Below are 16,571 nucleotides of genomic sequence, written 5' to 3'. Positions count from 1 at the left end.
ACCGATCGCAGTTTCATACTCTTTACCGCCTGGTGGCGCTAGACTCCCGCCCTTTATACGCGTGGGTTTGCTATGGAACTTCTGACTGATCCGAACATCTGGATTGCCTTCTTCATGTTGGCGGCACTGGAAATTGTGCTGGGCATTGACAACATCATTTTCATCAGCATTTTGGTAGGCCGCCTGCCACCCGAACGCCGCGATGTGGCACGCCGCCTGGGCCTGGGCTTTGCAATGGTGTCGCGTATAGCGTTGTTGTTCAGCCTGTCCTGGGTGATGACGCTGACCAGCCCGCTGTTCACGGTGATGGCGCAAGAGATCAGTGGCCGTGACCTGATTCTGCTGGGCGGTGGCTTGTTCCTGCTGTACAAAGCCTCGCACGAGATTTTTATGGAGGTAGAGGCCCACGAGTCCGATGAAGTCAAAGCCGGTGAAACCACCACCAAGACCGGTGCCGCCCTGTTTTGGGGAACCATTGTGCAGATTGGCATTGTGGATATCGTGTTCTCGCTGGACTCGGTGATCACTGCAGTGGGCATGGTGGACCAGATCAGCGTCATGGTGGCCGCTGTCATCGCGTCGGTTGCGGTAATGATGTTTGCCGCAAAGCCCATTGGCGAGTTTGTGGACAAACACCCGTCCATCAAGGTGTTGGCCCTGGCCTTCCTGACCATGGTGGGTACGCTGCTGATCGCCGAAGCGTTTGACGTGCATGTGCCCAAGGCCTACGTGTATGTGGCCATGCTGTTCTCGTTGGGTGTGGAAGCCCTCAATATCCGCGCCCGCACCAAACGTGCTGCGCTGCGCAACGCCGCCTGATCAACCGGGGTCACAACACCCCGGTTTCGCCGACGGGCATCGGCGAGGTTTTAGAATCGGTCTCCCCCATAAGGAGACCGATAACAATGCAAAACGCACGCACGGTGTTTGATACCCTCAACACCGACTACCTCGCCGTCCACAAGACCAAAGAAGACCTGTTCTGGGACACCTACATGGCTGTCTCCAGCGACGACGCTGGTTTTGCCCGCGCCGAAGAGGCCTACAAGAATTTCATCTCAGACCCAGCCCGCCTGGCCACCGTGCGCAAGGCACTGGCCAGCCTGGGTGATACCGATGCCGACGAGGCCACGGCCGCGCTGCGCCACGGTCTCAAGGGCTGGCTCGCGCTGTTCGAGAGCAACATCATCGACAGCGACGCCGCGCGCACCATGATGGCCGAGCTGATCCAGCTGGAATCCGACCTGTTTGCCAAGCGCCGCGCACTGGTGCTGCGCCACACCAACGAGGCCGGCACCGTGGAAGACGCCACGCTGAGCATGTTGTCCACCAATATGGGCAGCAACCCCAACGAAGCGGCGCGCAAGACTTCACACGACGCCTTGATGCAGCTGGAGCAATGGGTGCTGGCCAATGGCCTCTTGGACATTGTCAAAAAGCGCAATGCCTTTGCCCAGGCACAGGGGTTCCCCAATTATTTTGACTACAAGGTCGCCAAAAACGAGCAGATGTCGGCCGACCATTTGTTCACCATCCTGGACGACTTCGAAGAACGCACCCGCGCGGCCAACACCCGTGCGCTGAACGACCTGGTGCAAACCCACGGCGCCAAGGCTACCGAGCCCTGGAACCTGCGTTTCTTTGTCAGCGGCGATGTGACCCGCCAGTTTGACCCCTACCTATCCTTCGCCAAAGGCCTGGAGCGCTGGTTGCAAAGCTTTCGCAAGCTGGGCATTGCCTACCGCGGGGCCACCATGCAGCTGGACCTGCTGGAGCGCAAGGGCAAATACCAGAACGGTTTCTGCCACGGACCGATTCCCAGCTTTTACGACGCCAACCAGCAGTGGGTGGCAGGCCAGATCAACTTTACGGCCGATGCCAAGCCGGACCAGATCGGCAGCGGCGCACGCGCCATCAACACGCTGTTCCACGAAGGTGGCCATGCCGCGCACTTTGCCAATGTGACACAAAACTCACCCTGCTTCTCGCAGGAGTTTGCCCCCACGTCCATGGCCTATGCAGAAACCCAGTCGATGTTCTGCGACAGCCTGCTGGACGATGCCGACTGGCTTAAACGGTACGCCCACAACGCCAAGGGCGAACCCATTCCCGATGCACTGATCCACGCCCGCATCAAGACCACCCAGCCCTTTGCAGCCTTTGGCGAGCGCAGCATTCTGGTCGTGCCTTACTTTGAGCGTGCGATGTACCAGATGGATGACGAGGCACTGACGCCCGACGCGGTTCTGGCCTTGGCGCGCGCCACCGAGCTGCGCATCCTGGGTGTGGCCGTAGGCCCGCGCCCCCTGCTGGCGATTCCGCATTTGCTGAACCAGGAGTCGGCCGCCTCGTACCACGGCTATTTGCTGGCCAATATGGCGGTGTACCAGACACGTGCCTTCTTCGAACGCACCTACGGTTACCTGACCGACAACCCAGCTATTGGCCCTGCGCTGTCCCAACACTACTGGGCACGGGGCAACAGCATCAGCCACAACGACACCTTGGTCAGCCTGACGGGCGAGCCCTTCAACGCCAAGTACCTGGCCGACAGCTGCAACCAGACCGTGGACGAGGCCTGGGCCGAGGCGCAGGCCAAGATGGCGGCCGCCACGGCACGCAGTTACCCACCAGCGCCAGCGCCCGATCTGGATGCCACCATCCGCATCGTGCACGGTGCCGAGCTGATTGCCGACAACAGCGAATCCGACCAGGCCATGTGCCAGCAGTTTGAGCGCTGGGTCGGGCAACACTACCCGACCACCGTGCAGTAAAGACAGGCGGGCCAGAACGATGCAAGCACAAGATATTCTCCAGTTCTGGTTTGTGGAGCTCAGCGCCCAGCAACGCTTCTCCAAAGACGCGGCGCTGGACACCCAGATGCGGGAGCGTTTTGGGATGGTCTTGCAGGCTGCGTCGCGGGGGGAGCTGTTCACCTGGCGCACCACACCCCAGGGCCGCCTGGCGGAGATCGTGGTGCTGGATCAGTTCTCGCGCAATGTCTACCGCGATACGGCGGGCGCTTTTGCACAGGATGCGCAGGCACTCACCCTGGCGCAAGAGCTGGTGGCCAGCGGCCAGGACTATGTGCTGGAGCCCGCCCGCCGCGTCTTTGCCTATATGCCGTACATGCACAGTGAATCACCCCTGATCCACGCCCAGGCCATGGCCCTGTTTGCCCAGCCGGGCATGGAAGGCACGCTGGACTATGAACGGCGGCACAAAGCCATCATTGACCAGTTTGGCCGCTACCCGCACCGCAATGCCTTGCTGGGCCGTGTGTCTACGCCGCAAGAGCTGGAGTTTCTGCGTGGACCGGGCTCGTCTTTTTAATCGCCGCTGAAAACAATTGAATCCTTACGTTCAACTGACAGACCGTCGCGCTGTGGATAACATTGCGCCCCCTTTGCCAGCCATAAATGCCTGTTTTCGTGAGCGCCCCACCAAAACAGCATTCCATTTCAGGGTTAACCCGAAAGCAAATGGGGCATATTTACCAATGAAAAGGATACGCGTGATAGCAAAAATTATGGGGGCTGCCAGGATGGCCCCACCACACTCCCCAACGCCCGGTTACCCCCGTTTTCTGTGGGTGTCTTTGTGGATAACTATGTTTACAACCCGTCCAGGCCACGCCAGCACTGGGTTTGCCTGGGGTGCCTGCTAAATGACCGCATCGTTCAAAACCGTGTGTATCGTCGGTTGTGGCGCCATTGGCGGCTGGCTGGGAGCAGGCCTCGCCCGCGCGGGCTGCCAGGTAAGTGTGTTTGCACGCGGCACCACGTTGGCAGCACTACAGACCCAGGGGTTGCGCCTGGGTACTGAGCAACACACCGTCCATGCCAGCAGCGATGCCGCGGCCTTGGGCGTGCAGGATCTGGTGGTGGTGGCCGTCAAGGCCCCTGCCCTGCAGGACGTGGCCCGCCAGATTGGCCCCCTGATAGGGCCCAATACCGTGGTGCTGACGGCGATGAATGGCGTGCCCTGGTGGTTCTTCCAGGGTTTTGGCGGTGCCTTGGCTGGCACCCAGCTGCAAGCAGTGGATGCCGGTGGTGAAATTGCGACCGCCATTCCTGCGGCCAACGTCATCGGTTGTGTGGTGCACGCCAGTTGCTCGGTCGACGCACCAGGTGTCATCCACCACCATTTTGGCAATGGCCTGATTCTGGGCGAACCCTCGGGCAAGGTCAGTACACGTGCACAAGCCCTGGCAGCCTTGTTGACGCAAGCGGGTTTTGCCGCCAGCGTGTCGCCCCAGGTGCAAAAAGATGTCTGGTACAAACTGTGGGGCAATATGACGGTCAACCCCATCAGTGCGCTGACCGGCGCCACCACCGATCTGATCTTGGGTGACGAGCTGGTGCGCAACTTTGTCTCTACCGTGATGCTGGAGGCCAAGGAAATTGGTGCACGCTTGGGGCTACCCATCGACCAGCAACCGTCGGACCGGCACCAGGTCACGCTCAAACTCGGCGCCTTCAAGACTTCGATGTTGCAAGACGTAGAAGCGGGCAAGGCCGTGGAGCTGGATGCGCTTGTCACCGTGGTCAAAGAACTGGGCACCTTGACCGGTGTCCCCACACCCTTTACCGACGCCCTGTTGGGTCTGAGCCGCTTGCAGGCCCGCGTGCGCGGCCTGTACTGAACCACCATAGGGTCGATTAGGAGGCACATGCCAGGACCCCGGCGCAATTGGTTGACTGCGAAGCGCGTGGGACTGGCGTTGATGTTGATCGCGTTCAGCATCTCCACACCCGCAGCAGCCGGGCGTCTGGTCTTCGCCTTCAGTGAGCTGCCTCCGTGGAAGACCGTCGACACCCACAAACACTTTGGTGGTGCCTACACCGAAATTGTGCGGGAACTGGCCAAACGCACGGACAACGAACTGGAGATCGTCCACTGCCCCATTAAACGCTGTTTGAAGATGATCCAAGATGGACAGGCCGATATCATCATCGGCATACAAGCCTCGCCCGAGCGGGAGGCCTACATCCATTTCCTGCGCACCCCCTACCGCAAGCTCAGCTCCGACAAGGTGTTTTATGTACCCAAGGGCAAGGCCAGTTTGGTACGCAGTTACAACGATTTGAAGACACTACGCATTGGGGTCAAGAATGGCACCCAATACTTCGACCGTTTTGACAACGACACGCAGTTAAGCAAAGACGGGGCGAAGGACGCCGAAGCCAGTTTCAAAAAACTGGTGCGTGGACGGGTCGACACTGTGGTCATGGCGGAGGACCAGGGCGAAGCCATTGTGTACAGTATGCAATTGCAAAATGAACTGGTAAAGGCCGAGTACCGCGAGGCGGACCGCACACCGCGTGCGGTAGGCCTCTCCAAGAAGTCCGCCCATGTGGCGCATGTGCAGCGGTTTGAGGCGGCCATGGCCTCCATGGTCAAAGACGGCACGGTGCGGGCAATGTTCAAACGCCACTACTTTGATGCCTACCATGTGCCGCGCGACGCATTCCCGCTTGAGTAACACAACACGCCGTCCCCACCGGCATTGCACCGCAATTTTTAACCTAGCAAACGGAGACACCCATGGCAACTTACCTCATTGTTGACACCCTGCTCGATAAGCCTGAGCTGTACGAAGAATACAAACTTAAAGCCAAACCTTTGGTCGAACACTTTGGCGGTGAATACCTGGCACGTGGCGGCGCACTGAGCCTGAAGGAAACCGACCTGTGGTCACCCACGCGTATGGTGTTGATCCGCTTTCCGGATGCAGATGCGGCCAACCGCTTTTACGACTCGCCCGAGTACCAGGCCATTCTGCCCATCAGCCGCGCATCGGCGCGCCGCACCATGGTTATGCTCGAAGGCATTTAGGAGGCTTGGTGTTCACCAGTCAGCGGGGTCCACTTTGTAATACCCGCTGAGCTCCTGGTACAACGCGGGGTATTCGGTAGCCAACGCACGGGGTTGCTCGAAAAACACCTCGGACACCACTGCAAAAAACTCTGCAGGGTCCTGTGCGCCATAGTGGTTGAGCAGGCCCTGCACACCATGGTGTACCTCCGCCTGCAGTTGGTCAAACGCTGCGTGGAACACCTGCGACCAGCGCCGTGCGTCGTAGTACGTGTCTCCCAGGGTGGGAGGTGGTGCACCGCGCGCCGCGCCGTTTTCCTGGTCCAACTGGTGGGCAAATTCGTGGATCACCACATTGCGACCATCATCGGGCACCGCCGCGCCTTCTACCGTGTCTTGCCACGACAGGATGATCTGCCCCTGCGACCAGGACTCACCGGACAGCGCCTGCCGGTTTTCCTGCTGCACACCTGCGTAATCCAGCGATGTGCGGTTGACAAAAAACGCACCGGGGTAGACCAGTATTTGGCGCACATTGGCGTAGTAATCGGTGGCGCGGTTCAGTATCAGCAAACACGCCTGGGCGGCAATCACCACCCGCATCTCTTCGGTGATGCGCAGGCCTGCACAACCCAGAAATGATTTCTCGGCGATAAAAACCTGCATGTGTTTTTTGAGCTGCAACTGCAGGTGGGCTGGCAATTTGCGCACCAGTGGTACGCGGCGCTGCAGAATCTTGCGCCAGGTGGCGGGGAAGGCGCCTGCACGCACGCGGCTGCGCCGGTAGCGCTGCCAGGCCGGCTGGCCCAGCAAAGCCGCAATCAGGAGCACGGCCAGGCCACACAAGAGAATAAAAGCCACGGCGCATGCTCCAGTCAAGACGTTATCAAGTACCGTAGCTGGGCGCTAAACCCGCCATTTCAAGTAGCCATAGCCAGGCTATCGTGTCACCAGCACCGGCACCTTGGATTCGGCCACCACCTTGGTCGACACACTGCCCAGCATGAGCCGCGCAATGCCGCTGCGGCCATGGGAGCCCAGCACAATCAGGTCGGCACCTAAAGAAGCTGCGGTTTGCACGATGCCGCTTGCCGCGCCCATCTCTTCCACCAGCCGTACCTCCAGTGCAACAGCGGGTTCGCCACCCTGCTTGCACAAGGTTTCGACCTGGGCATGGGCCTGTGCAGCCTGGGCCTGCGCAGCCGCCATGTACGCCTGAAAGCCCTGGGGGTTGACTTCGCCCACACCGAGATAAGGATAGGGGTCCACCACGTACACCGCCGTCAACTTGGCGCCGTGTGTACGTGCCAGACCAACTGCCAGTTGGGCTGCATGTTCCGAGGCGGGAGAGCCGTCGGTTGCGATAACAATGTGCTTGAACATAAGAATGCCTCCTGAGGTCGTTGTGAATACCCTTTCATCTTGCCCCTAGCTTGACCCAAGCCGCTTGAGGCAAGTCAAAGGGACTACACAAATTTGCACTCAAGCCGCACCCCGCGCCTGTTGGCTCACAAAATACACCACCTTGCGCGCACGCATCACATCACCCAGGGGCCGGTGCGCAGCCAGGGCCTGCCAGGGGTCGAAAATGGCCGCCTCAACCTTCTGGGCCAGTGCCTGGCCCTGCGCCGAGTTCGTGTCTTGCTTGGGCAGCGTCAAACGCGCCACCGTCGTGTAAGGGCTGGGCCAATTGACCGATGCGTCTTCAATCGGCGTGCGCTCGGCATCCACAAAGGGTTGCAACTGCAAGTCCCACTGCAGCGTCTTCTCGCGCAGTTTGGCGCTGAAGTCGGCGCCCCAATCCTGTTTGGCGTTGGGGCTGGCGGGGCCGTTGCCGTTGGACGGCACCAAACGCACGCGCACGGCATAGGGGCCGCAGGCGATGGGCGCTGCGCTGAACACGGTCTCGGTCGCAAATCCACCAAATGATTTGCCCACCGTCTTGACCATGCTGACCAGCCGCACCGGTGCACCCAACACGCCATACCGTGCAAACAAATGTTTGAGCAACTTGCCGCCACCTTGCGATGCCGCCACCACAAACTGAACAAAGTCATCGGCGCTGGAGAAGCCAAATACCTCCTGGTTGATCAGCGCAAAGTCCTGGCTGACCGCAGGCCCATTGCCCAGTGCTGAATCACCTTTGACGCCCAAGACCCGCAGTGCAAAACCGCGGATGTCGGGCGTGCGGTCCGAGGCCTTGTCCAGACCGCCGTTGGACAAACGAACCCAGGTCTCAAACGTACCGGGCTTGGCAAACAGACCATGGCGTGCAAATGTGGGCAGATCGGCCAGCACTTCCAGCGTGCCCTTGGCCGCCGTCAGTTGTTTGCGGTGCAAGGCCCGGCCATTGCCGTATTTTTTGGATTTGCGGGCCTGTATCGCGGCAAACTGCTCACCGTAACTGGCATAACGCTGGGCCTCATCCGGTGCCACGTTTTCTTGCCATTGGGTGCTGGGTGTCAGGTCTTTGGCCATGGCGTGCATCGCAATAGTTGTCGGTAACTGCATGGTAGACCCAAGCGCCACGTGCAACAAGCGGTGGCGGCCCCCATATTGGCCCATTTCTGCCGTAATATCTCGCCATCGAACCCCATGTCGGGGTTGACTTCGGAGGACATATGGCTAAAGGTGATCAGCGCAAGGAAAAAATGGCAAAGAAGCCCAAGAAGGACACGTCTGAGCCCAAGAACTCAACGTCCGACCGCCCCATGGCACCGGTCACCGCAGTGATTCCCCGCGGCAAGATCAAGACTGCGAAGTAAACACGCCACTCAAGAGCTCGGGCAAGCGATCCTTGCCCATCTTGAACCCGCAGGCCTGGGCATGGCCACCGCCACCCATGCTGCGGGCCAAAGCGATGCAGTCATAGTTGCGCTGTGAGCGCAGCCCGGCCTTCACAACCCCCTCTTTCGACACACACCACATCAGCGCAAAGCTGCCGCTTTTGCGGGACAACATGTCGCCCACCACGCTGTGGAAGGCGCCGGGTGCGTTGACCATCAGGCCGCTCTGTCCATTGAAGGAAATCGGCTGGGCCGACTCCGCAATGTCGGCTGCCAGCTTGTTGAATTTTTCGTCCATGGCCTGGCCACGCGCCATGAAGTCGGCCACCTGCTGCGTGTCAAAGGCTGCCATCGCGGCCCAGTGCGCAAAGTCAAACGGCTCCATGTCCAGTGCGGCCAGAAAACCAGCACTCTCGGGGTACTGCCAGGTCCAGATGTCGCGGTCTTCAATAAAACGCACCAGGTCCGGTAACGGCCGCTTGGGCTGAAAAAACTCCCAGGCCAGGCGTGAGCCAGACTTGTTCATGTCAAAGTGCACCACCCCACAGCGGCAGGCAAAACCGGTCAATTGCTCGGCAGCGCTTTTGTGGTGGTCCAGCAGCACCAGTTTGGCGGCACGTTCTTCAATGCCGCGCAGGATGTCGGCCGAGAACGAAAAATCCAGGATGTAGACCGCACGGCCATCGAGCACCGGTAGGTCGGCCACCGACGTCACATTGCCGTGGTCCAGGCCCACAAACTCGGCCCTACCCTCGTAAAACAGCCAGGCCGCCAATGCGGATGCAAAACCGTCGGGGCAGTTGTGGCCGTGGTAGATGACCAGAGGATTGGGATCGTTTTGACTTGGGGCAAACAGCAGTTGTAGGGGCAGCAGGGTTTTCATGGGCGGTGGATTGTCGCCCAAGGCGCGCGCGGTTGATCAGGCTGCGTGTTTGCCGACCTTGGCAAAAGGGTCAGTGTCGGTAGTGGGCTCGGCATGTTGTTCAATGGGAAATTCGCTGGGCACGGTGTCGCGGAACTGGGATTGCATCTGGCTGTCCTGCTCCATCACCGAGTCTTCCCACATGGCCCAATCGGAGTCTTCGTTGCCTTCGGTCACCTGCGGCAGCGGAAGGGGGTCTCGGATGTCCAGTGCCGTGTTTTTGGATGGGCGCTTGGCCTGTGGGTTTGGCCGGTGGGTCCCGTGTTCGGATTCTTTGTCCGAACGCTTGAAGAAGCTGAACATACAAAACCCTCCATGCATGGGCTGCGCAACATCGCAGTGCAAAACGGTCTGATTTTGCGCGCTTCAACCGAAAAATCAATGGTCCATTCGGATATCGGCAGGTGGTGCAAATTTGCTATGTTTTATATAGCAATAAAACCATATTTCACGGGGGCTAGAGGCCAATTTAATCCGAAGACTCCTCGTCAGACGGCTTGCCACGGGGTGGGCGGGGTACTTTCTTGAAGCGCACCGCCCGGTCCAGTTCGATGGCATCTTTCTTGACCTGGCGTTCGGCGTCCAGCTTTTGCCCATGGGCCAGCCACTGCGAGAATTCTGCGGGCGTCTCCAGCGTGATGCGGCCCATCACCGCCGCGCGGAAGTCATGGATGACCAGGTCCGCCGCCTTTTGCAGGTTGATACGGCCGCCCGGTAAGAGCGCACCGCGCTTGCGGCCCACGGCTTCGAGGATCTGTTCGTCGGTCTGGTCGGCCACACCGCTGATCTTGTAACGCGCCTCCACCAGCGGGGCGTAGTGTTGGCGCAGGTAGTCCAGCAGCTCCAGCGCCACTTCTTCCTCGTCAAAGGCATTGCGGCCAATGGCACCACTGGCAGCGAGGTTGTAGCCACTCTTGGCGACGATGATGCGCGGCCATAACACGCCGGGAGTGTCGAACAGGTAGAAACCGTCTTGCAGCACGATGCGCTGCTCGATCTTTGTGACGCCCGCCTCGTCGCCGGTCACTGCCGCACGCTTGCCCTTGAGTGTGTTGATCAGCGTGGACTTGCCCACATTGGGTATGCCGCAGATCAGCACCCGCATGGGTTTGACCATGGTGCCGCGGTTGGGAGCCAACTCGAAACAGGCGTGTACCAGCACCTTGGCCGGTGACGTCATGCTGGCGTCCAGCCCCAGGGCACGCGTGCCGGGCAAGGCGTTGAAGTGGGCCAGCCACTCTTGGGTGCGCACCGGGTCGGCCAGATCCTGCTTGTTCAGCACCTTGAGTGCCGGCTTGCCCGCGGTGAGCTGGGCCAGCATGGGGTTGGCGCTGGAGCCGGGCAGGCGCGCGTCCAGCAGCTCAATGACCACATCAATCTCCTTGATGCGCTCTTCGATCGCCTTGCGCGTCAGGTGCATATGACCTGGGAACCACTGAATCGCCATGTGCCTGAAACCTCTGTATTGGATGCCGTTTTGGGAAGGGCTTGATTGTCGGGCAGTTTGCAATAGGCCGAATGGCTAGACAGCGCTCTCTAGGAAAACACCCGGATTTAAGGTGTCCGCACTAGGACGACCCGACAGAATCCAACCCAGCAAACAAAGTTCTTCACCCTTTTCATTTCTTTCTTCAGGAGTATTTCTCATGGCCAACCAAAAACTCGCAACCGTCACCAACGAACTGATCGAATCCTATGGCAACACTGCCAAGAACGTGATCAACGCCTACCGCGTGGGCAACGAGCGCGCTGCCGTGTTCATGGACGAGCAATTTGTTGCCGCCCTGGAAAAGGCCGGTTCGCGCCTGAGCCCCAGGGCACGCAAGAGCGCTTTGTCGGCTGAGCAAAAGCTGACCGCTTACTACGTCCGTGGCGTGGAAGTGACTTCTGACAACGCCAACCTGGTCGTCAACAAGGCCGTGGAACTGGCTGGCAAGGGCGTCGTGCAAGTGTCTGCCAACGCAGGCCGTTTCGAAAAGTCCACCGGCGTGACCACACTGAGCAGCCTGGCTACCGCCGCTGTGCCAGCCGCACAAGCCGTGACCAAGGTAGTTGCCAAGATTGAAGCCCGCTCCAGCGAACTGGCTACCAAGCTGGCTGGCAAGCCCGTGCGCGCCAAGGCAGCTAAGGTTGTCAAGGCCGTCAAAGCGGCTCCAGCGAAGGCCGCTACAGTTGCCAAGAAGGCTGTTCGCACCGCCAAGAAGGCTGCCGTCGCCGCTTAATTGCGAACATGCAACCTGCCACCGTGACGTGGCGGGCGCCCAATAAAAAAGGGGCTGAGCGCCATGCGCTCAGCCCCTTTTTGCATGGTGCTCAGACCGCCTGGGCCACGCCCAGGCGTTTGGGTGACAAATACTCCTGCAGGTAGATGTCAAACGGCATGGTGTCGGCCGCCTCGATCTTTCGCTGCGCGTCCCAGGACTCGCGCGCCAGGGCCTCAAAGTGGGCCTGCGAGTCAGCAGACCAGGGCATGTCCAGCATGGCCTGTCGGGTGATAAGCGATTGCGCCCGGGCAAAGGCGCCAAACGAGCCGTCAAACTGGTCGGTAATGGCCTTCAATACACGTGCCGATGGCAGGGTTTCGGGGTGCTGCAAACCGTGGATGGCGGCCTGCACCGCTGCGCTGTAGTCGGTGTTGCCGTGGGCCGCGTCCAGCGTCTGGGCGATGGGGCCCAGTTGCGCCACCAGCTCCAGCCCCCAGTCCTTCAACGTGATGGTGCTATTCCCCCGCTCCAGCAGCAAGCCCGGCTCACGGCCCCGTTCGGCCACGTTGTGCTGGTTGTGCGCCAGCGCCACGATTTCTTCGGGCGAATCGGGTGGGCTGTCGCTGAGCAGGCAGTGCAGCAGAAACACATCCAGGAAACGCATGGTCTGGGCATTGATGCCCACGGTCTCAAACGGGTCCAGATCCATCAGCCGCACTTCCACATACTCCACACCGCGTTCGCGCAGCGCATGCAGGGGGCGCTCGCCCGGGAAGATGACACGTTTGGGGCGGATGGTGCCGTAGAACTCGTTCTCGATCTGCAGCAGGCTGGTCGCCAGCTGGCGGTAGGTGCCGTCTGGGCCGCGCACGCCTATGGCCTCATACGCCGGGTAGGCTTGGGTCAACGCCCCATGCAGGGAGCTGCCGTAACCCTGCAGGCTGTTGTAACTGACCGCCAAGGAGGCCTGGGCGTCACTCTGGTAACCCAGGCGCCCCATGCGCAGCGAGGTGGCGTAGGGCAAATACATGGTGTGGGCATTGAGCGCCTGCAACTGGTGTTGGCGCCCGGCGACAAAGGTGGAGCACACCGCCGGAGAGGCACCAAACAAATACAGCAGCAAAAACGCATGGCGGCGGAAGTTGCGGATCAGGCCAAAGTACTGCTCGCTGCTCACATCAGGCAGCGACCAGTTGTAGTGGATGCCCGATATGGTTTGCATGCGCCGCCCGTAACGGTAACCCAGGCCCATGCGGTACACCGTCTTGGCACGGCCCACGTTGGACGTGCCGTATTGCCCCAGCGGTATGGCGTTGTCCTCTGGCAAACGACAGGGCATGCTGGAGACCCACAACATGTCATCACCCAGCGCATGCATGGTGGCCTGCTGCACCTGGACCAGCTCGTCCAGACACTCTTGCACGCCGGCATGTACGCCGGTGATCAACTCCACCTGCGACTCACTGAAATCGGTCGTGATATTGGCGTGCGTCAGCGCCGAACCCAGGGCCTTGGGATGCGGCGTGGTGGCCAGTGCGCCATTGGGCAGGGTGCGCAGGCTTTCTTTCTCGATCCCGCGGCGAATGCCGTGGATACGTGTTGTGGTGAGTGCCCCCAGGGCCTGTGGAATGGTTTGCATGCGGTTGACCCTGAAGGCCCTTGACTTTCTGTGGGGCGCAAAGGTACCACAGGGTAAAAATCGTTGCTTGCCAAGGACAAGTTTCCAACATAATTCTGCATGATCCCAGCAGAACTCATCCTGTGGTCTGCCATGTTGGGTGGCATGGCCACGCTGGCGGCCTTTGCGCTGGCAGACGCCATCATACGGCGCAGCATCGCGTCGGCGCGGGCCTTTGTGTTTGTGGCCTCTACCGGTGCTGCATGCATCATGTTGACCGGGCTGGCGCCCGTATTGTTGCCTGGCATGCCCTTGCAAACCCTGCACATGTTGCAAAACAGCCTGGGCCTCTTCAGTGGTGCCCTGGCGCTGAGTTACCTGGGCCTGTGGCTGGGGGTGGCCGCCGAAGACCGCATCGTGCGCCACACCGTGCGCTGGGGGGCGTGGGCCCAGTTTGCGGCGGGCTGCACCATGGCCCTGTTGACCCTGCTACGCCCACCAGAGGAAGGCCAGCGCCTGCTGCTGGTCACCGCCACCATCAATGGCCTGGCGGTGCTGGTGACCGTGGTGGCAACCCTGCGTGCCATAGCCCTGGGCGACCGCCTGGCCCTGGGCATACTCGGTGCGAATGGGCTGCTGGCGTGTACAGCCATTGGTCTGTACGCACATGGCCTGGGCATAGACCTGGGAATGGGCGTATGGGTTTTCACCGCCATCTGTGCGGTGGGATTTTTTATGGTGGGCACCTACCTGGGCTTGCGGCGGGACCGCTTCAACCGCCGCCTGGAACGCCTGGCCGGGCTGGCCATGGGTGACGACCCCGCCACCGGTTTGCCCAAAGGATCTGTGCTGCTGTCCAAGATGGACGATGCCTTCTGGCGCAGCGCCCGCCGGCGCCATGAATGCACGGTGATCTGTCTGCACGTGCGCAACCTGTATGGCCTGGCCGAGGCCGCCGGGCATAACGCCGACAAACAAATCCTGGCGGCCATGACGGCCCGTTTGCGCCGCGCGGTGGGTTTCCGCAATGTGGTGGGGCTGTACCACCCGCGCTGCTTTGTGGTGGTGATTTCCACTGACAGCAAGACCCGCCTGGTGGAAAAAACCCTGCAGCGCCTGCACTACCTGATGGGCAAGCCGCTGAACATCCTGGGGCCCAACGGCGACTACCACGCCTTTGCCCCGGCATTTGGCATTGGCGCCGTGGCGGTCAACACCGACAGGGCGGACCCGGCAGCCATCATCGACCAGGCCGAACGCATGGCGCTGGCGGCCAGCGAACAGCCGGACATGCTGCCCACCGTGGCTGGACCCTTGATGAGCCCCTGAGCGGGGCCTCAGCCCAGCTTGGCGATAGCGCGGGCCACTTCCAGCGAGCCTTGGGCAGAGCCATTGGGCGGCACTGTCTCACCACTGCGGTCCCGCACCGTGTCCAGCTGCGCGGCCAGGCGTTCGGGCGCTTCGCTGCCAAGACCGATCCAGTCGCCCTGTGTCAGGGTGATATGTGCGGCCTCTACACTGCCGGCACCGGCGCACAGGATGGTGCGGGTGGGCGCGTCTTGCGACACCAGCACCAGCATGGCGGGCACCACGGCCTCGGGCTTGAGCGCGGCCAACACGGCCTCTGGCATCAGGTCTTCTGTCATGCGTGTGGCGGCCGTAGGCGCCAGCGCATTGACACGGATATCGGCCTTGGCACCTTCAATGGACAGTGTCTGCATCAGGCCCACCAGGGCCAGCTTGGCCGCGCTGTAGTTGGACTGGCCAAAATTGCCGTACAGGCCGGAGCTGGACGTGGTCATCAGAATGCGCCCGTATTTCTGCTCCACCATGTGTGGCCAGACCGCCTTACAGCAGTGCACGGCGCCCATCAGGTGCACGTCCATCACCAGTTTGAAATCGGCCAGGTCCATCTTGGCAAAACTTTTGTCGCGCAGGATGCCGGCGTTGTTAACCAGAATGTCCACCCGGCCCCAGGTGTCTACAGCCTGCTGCACCATGGCCTGCACGGCATCCCAATCGGTAACCGATGCGCAGTTGGCAATGGCCTCGCCACCCGCGGCGCGGATCTCAGCCACCACGGCCTCGGCCGCGCCCAGCGAACTGCCGGAGCCGTCCCGCGCACCGCCCAGGTCATTCACCACCACCTTGGCGCCCCGCGCGGCCAGTGCCAAGGCATGTTCGCGACCCAGACCACCGCCCGCACCCGTCACAATGGCAACACGGCCCTTGAATTCGATCGTCATATACACGCTTCCTTTTTCTTTGAAAAACAAAATACTGTAATTCACCGGGCCACCGCGCTGCGTCAAGACCGAGACACCCCCCAAGAAGAACACCATGGAACTGAACTCCGAAGTCCCCACCGCCCCACCCCGCGACGCCGCCACTGTGGTCATGCTGCGCGATGCGCCCGATGGCCTGGAGGTGTTTCTGGTGAAACGCCACGGCCTGTCCGATGTTCTGGGCGGGGCTTATGTCTTCCCCGGCGGCAAGCTGGATACCAACGACAGTCTGCTGGACGCGGCCCTGCATCTGGACCAGGAACCGGCCCAATTACACGCGGCCCTGGGTGAGCCCCACACCGCCGTCAGCACCGCCACCGGCCTGTACGTGGCGGCACTGCGCGAGGCCTTTGAAGAGTCCCGCGTGCTCTTCACCCCCGACATTGCAGCGGCACGCGCCGCACTGCTGCACGACAAAGCAAAACCCTTCAACAGTTTGCTGGCCGAACTGCAGGTGCGGCTGCAGACCCGCAACGTGCTGCCCTGGAGCCGCTGGATCACGCCGCGTATGCCCTCGGTCACCAACAAGCGCTTTGACACCCGCTTCTTTGTGGCCGCCGTGCCACCCGAGCAAGAGGCCACACACGATGACCATGAAGCAACCGAGAGCCAATGGCTGGCACCACGCGCCGCGCTGCAACAGTATTGGGACGGCCAGATCGAACTGGCGCCACCGCAGATCATGAGTCTGTCCCACCTGTCCCGCCACCCTAGCGTGGCCAGCGTGATGGATGCCGCGCGCAAACAGCCGCCGCCCCTGGTGCTGCCGGAGTCGTTTGACGCCGATGGCACACGGGTGTTGTGTTACCCCGGCGACCCGCGGCACTCGGTCGCGCAGCGGGCGCTGCCGGGTGTGACCCGGCTGCTGTACCGCAACAAACGGTTTGAGCCAGTGGATGGCTTTGAAGCTCTGTTCATGTGAGGCCACCGGGGCAAAAC

General features: G+C 61.0%; 18 protein-coding genes. 10 read left to right on the top strand and 8 right to left on the bottom strand.

Annotation, left to right across the window (positions count from 1 at the left end; genetic code table 11):
- Positions 1-72 precede the first annotated feature (72 nt).
- The 6 genes from HZ993_RS23380 to HZ993_RS23355 all read left to right on the top strand — a co-directional run bounded on the left by HZ993_RS23380 (position 73) and on the right by HZ993_RS23355 (position 5,838).
- On the top strand, positions 73-819 hold the full coding sequence (locus HZ993_RS23380) for a TerC family protein (protein WP_209395083.1): 747 nt from the start codon (positions 73-75) through the stop codon (positions 817-819).
- A gap of 86 nt (positions 820-905) precedes the next feature.
- Positions 906-2,774: a M3 family metallopeptidase gene (locus HZ993_RS23375; protein WP_209395082.1), complete on the top strand. Its 1,869-nt coding sequence runs from the start codon at positions 906-908 to the stop codon at positions 2,772-2,774.
- Between the two features lie 19 nt (positions 2,775-2,793).
- Positions 2,794-3,333 carry a DUF924 family protein gene (locus HZ993_RS23370; protein WP_209395081.1) on the top strand — a complete coding sequence of 180 codons (540 nt, stop codon included), beginning with the start codon at positions 2,794-2,796 and terminating at the stop codon, positions 3,331-3,333.
- Between the two features lie 334 nt (positions 3,334-3,667).
- Complete coding sequence (locus HZ993_RS23365; protein ID WP_209395080.1) at positions 3,668-4,645, top strand: 2-dehydropantoate 2-reductase; 978 nt, start codon at positions 3,668-3,670, stop codon at positions 4,643-4,645.
- 27 nt (positions 4,646-4,672) lie between these two features.
- Positions 4,673-5,485 (top strand): ABC transporter substrate-binding protein, encoded by an 813-nt coding sequence (locus tag HZ993_RS23360; RefSeq protein ID WP_209395079.1) that lies wholly within the window; start codon positions 4,673-4,675, stop codon positions 5,483-5,485.
- Between the two features lie 62 nt (positions 5,486-5,547).
- Positions 5,548-5,838, top strand: coding sequence for a DUF1330 domain-containing protein (locus tag HZ993_RS23355; RefSeq protein ID WP_209395078.1), 291 nt, complete (start codon positions 5,548-5,550; stop codon positions 5,836-5,838).
- 12 nt (positions 5,839-5,850) lie between these two features.
- On the opposite strand, the gene HZ993_RS23350 is transcribed toward HZ993_RS23355, so the two are convergent.
- From HZ993_RS23350 to HZ993_RS23340, 3 genes are all read right to left on the bottom strand, one after another.
- Complete coding sequence (locus HZ993_RS23350) at positions 5,851-6,678, bottom strand: zinc-dependent peptidase (protein WP_209395077.1); 828 nt, start codon at positions 6,676-6,678, stop codon at positions 5,851-5,853.
- Positions 6,679-6,756: 78 nt separating this feature from the next.
- Positions 6,757-7,200, bottom strand: a complete 444-nt coding sequence (locus HZ993_RS23345; RefSeq protein WP_209395076.1) for a universal stress protein — start codon at positions 7,198-7,200, stop codon at positions 6,757-6,759.
- Positions 7,201-7,299: 99 nt separating this feature from the next.
- Positions 7,300-8,328, bottom strand: coding sequence for a catalase (locus tag HZ993_RS23340; RefSeq protein ID WP_245213745.1), 1,029 nt, complete (start codon positions 8,326-8,328; stop codon positions 7,300-7,302).
- A gap of 110 nt (positions 8,329-8,438) precedes the next feature.
- Between HZ993_RS23340 and HZ993_RS23335 the strand changes: the two genes are divergently transcribed.
- The gene (locus HZ993_RS23335; RefSeq protein ID WP_209395075.1) at positions 8,439-8,582 is read left to right on the top strand and encodes a hypothetical protein; all 144 of its coding nucleotides are present in this window, start codon (positions 8,439-8,441) and stop codon (positions 8,580-8,582) included.
- Here the strand turns inward: HZ993_RS23335 and HZ993_RS23330 are convergent.
- The 3 genes from HZ993_RS23330 to ylqF form a co-directional block, all read right to left on the bottom strand.
- Positions 8,566-9,486 carry a DHH family phosphoesterase gene (locus HZ993_RS23330; RefSeq protein WP_209395074.1) on the bottom strand — a complete coding sequence of 307 codons (921 nt, stop codon included), beginning with the start codon at positions 9,484-9,486 and terminating at the stop codon, positions 8,566-8,568. The genes HZ993_RS23335 and HZ993_RS23330 overlap by 17 nt on opposite strands.
- A 36-nt stretch (positions 9,487-9,522) precedes the next feature.
- Positions 9,523-9,828 carry a hypothetical protein gene (locus tag HZ993_RS23325; protein ID WP_209395073.1) on the bottom strand — a complete coding sequence of 102 codons (306 nt, stop codon included), beginning with the start codon at positions 9,826-9,828 and terminating at the stop codon, positions 9,523-9,525.
- A 166-nt stretch (positions 9,829-9,994) separates the two neighbouring features.
- The gene (gene ylqF / locus HZ993_RS23320) at positions 9,995-10,972 is read right to left on the bottom strand and encodes a ribosome biogenesis GTPase YlqF (protein ID WP_209395072.1); all 978 of its coding nucleotides are present in this window, start codon (positions 10,970-10,972) and stop codon (positions 9,995-9,997) included.
- A gap of 199 nt (positions 10,973-11,171) precedes the next feature.
- Between ylqF and HZ993_RS23315 the strand changes: the two genes are divergently transcribed.
- Positions 11,172-11,747 (top strand): hypothetical protein, encoded by a 576-nt coding sequence (locus tag HZ993_RS23315; RefSeq protein ID WP_209395071.1) that lies wholly within the window; start codon positions 11,172-11,174, stop codon positions 11,745-11,747.
- 91 nt (positions 11,748-11,838) lie between these two features.
- Here the strand turns inward: HZ993_RS23315 and gshA are convergent, their stop codons facing one another.
- Positions 11,839-13,368: a glutamate--cysteine ligase gene (gshA, locus tag HZ993_RS23310; protein ID WP_209395070.1), complete on the bottom strand. Its 1,530-nt coding sequence runs from the start codon at positions 13,366-13,368 to the stop codon at positions 11,839-11,841.
- Between the two features lie 99 nt (positions 13,369-13,467).
- Between gshA and HZ993_RS23305 the strand changes: the two genes are divergently transcribed.
- The gene (locus HZ993_RS23305; protein ID WP_209395069.1) at positions 13,468-14,676 is read left to right on the top strand and encodes a GGDEF domain-containing protein; all 1,209 of its coding nucleotides are present in this window, start codon (positions 13,468-13,470) and stop codon (positions 14,674-14,676) included.
- A gap of 8 nt (positions 14,677-14,684) precedes the next feature.
- Here HZ993_RS23305 and HZ993_RS23300 read toward each other — a convergent pair whose 3' ends face one another.
- A complete protein-coding gene (locus HZ993_RS23300) occupies positions 14,685-15,593 on the bottom strand; it encodes an SDR family oxidoreductase (protein WP_209395068.1) in 909 nt (302 codons plus the stop codon).
- Positions 15,594-15,687: 94 nt separating this feature from the next.
- Here HZ993_RS23300 and HZ993_RS23295 point away from each other — a divergent pair, with 94 nt between their 5' ends.
- On the top strand, positions 15,688-16,554 hold the full coding sequence (locus HZ993_RS23295) for an NUDIX hydrolase (protein ID WP_209395067.1): 867 nt from the start codon (positions 15,688-15,690) through the stop codon (positions 16,552-16,554).
- The last annotated feature ends 17 nt before the right edge of the window (positions 16,555-16,571 follow it).

The organism is Rhodoferax sp. AJA081-3 (assembly GCF_017798165.1).
In the GTDB taxonomy this organism is placed as follows: Bacteria; Pseudomonadota; Gammaproteobacteria; order Burkholderiales; family Burkholderiaceae_C; genus Allorhodoferax.
This window is presented reverse-complemented; position numbering and strand designations above follow the sequence as displayed.

What these genes read in the sequence shown, in the direction of transcription:
- HZ993_RS23380 (WP_209395083.1), top strand. Translation starts at nt 73, where the DNA reads ATGGAACTTCTGACTGATCCGAACATCTGGATTGCCTTCTTCATGTTG.
- HZ993_RS23375 (WP_209395082.1), top strand. Translation starts at nt 906, where the DNA reads ATGCAAAACGCACGCACGGTGTTTGATACCCTCAACACCGACTACCTC.
- HZ993_RS23370 (WP_209395081.1), top strand. Translation starts at nt 2,794, where the DNA reads ATGCAAGCACAAGATATTCTCCAGTTCTGGTTTGTGGAGCTCAGCGCC.
- HZ993_RS23365 (WP_209395080.1), top strand. Translation starts at nt 3,668, where the DNA reads ATGACCGCATCGTTCAAAACCGTGTGTATCGTCGGTTGTGGCGCCATT.
- HZ993_RS23360 (WP_209395079.1), top strand. Translation starts at nt 4,673, where the DNA reads ATGCCAGGACCCCGGCGCAATTGGTTGACTGCGAAGCGCGTGGGACTG.
- HZ993_RS23355 (WP_209395078.1), top strand. Translation starts at nt 5,548, where the DNA reads ATGGCAACTTACCTCATTGTTGACACCCTGCTCGATAAGCCTGAGCTG.
- HZ993_RS23345 (WP_209395076.1), bottom strand. Translation starts at nt 7,200, where the DNA reads ATGTTCAAGCACATTGTTATCGCAACCGACGGCTCTCCCGCCTCGGAA.
- HZ993_RS23340 (WP_245213745.1), bottom strand. Translation starts at nt 8,328, where the DNA reads ATGCAGTTACCGACAACTATTGCGATGCACGCCATGGCCAAAGACCTG.
- HZ993_RS23335 (WP_209395075.1), top strand. Translation starts at nt 8,439, where the DNA reads ATGGCTAAAGGTGATCAGCGCAAGGAAAAAATGGCAAAGAAGCCCAAG.
- HZ993_RS23330 (WP_209395074.1), bottom strand. Translation starts at nt 9,486, where the DNA reads ATGAAAACCCTGCTGCCCCTACAACTGCTGTTTGCCCCAAGTCAAAAC.
- HZ993_RS23325 (WP_209395073.1), bottom strand. Translation starts at nt 9,828, where the DNA reads ATGTTCAGCTTCTTCAAGCGTTCGGACAAAGAATCCGAACACGGGACC.
- ylqF (WP_209395072.1), bottom strand. Translation starts at nt 10,972, where the DNA reads ATGGCGATTCAGTGGTTCCCAGGTCATATGCACCTGACGCGCAAGGCG.
- HZ993_RS23315 (WP_209395071.1), top strand. Translation starts at nt 11,172, where the DNA reads ATGGCCAACCAAAAACTCGCAACCGTCACCAACGAACTGATCGAATCC.
- gshA (WP_209395070.1), bottom strand. Translation starts at nt 13,368, where the DNA reads ATGCAAACCATTCCACAGGCCCTGGGGGCACTCACCACAACACGTATC.
- HZ993_RS23305 (WP_209395069.1), top strand. Translation starts at nt 13,468, where the DNA reads ATGATCCCAGCAGAACTCATCCTGTGGTCTGCCATGTTGGGTGGCATG.
- HZ993_RS23300 (WP_209395068.1), bottom strand. Translation starts at nt 15,593, where the DNA reads ATGACGATCGAATTCAAGGGCCGTGTTGCCATTGTGACGGGTGCGGGC.
- HZ993_RS23295 (WP_209395067.1), top strand. Translation starts at nt 15,688, where the DNA reads ATGGAACTGAACTCCGAAGTCCCCACCGCCCCACCCCGCGACGCCGCC.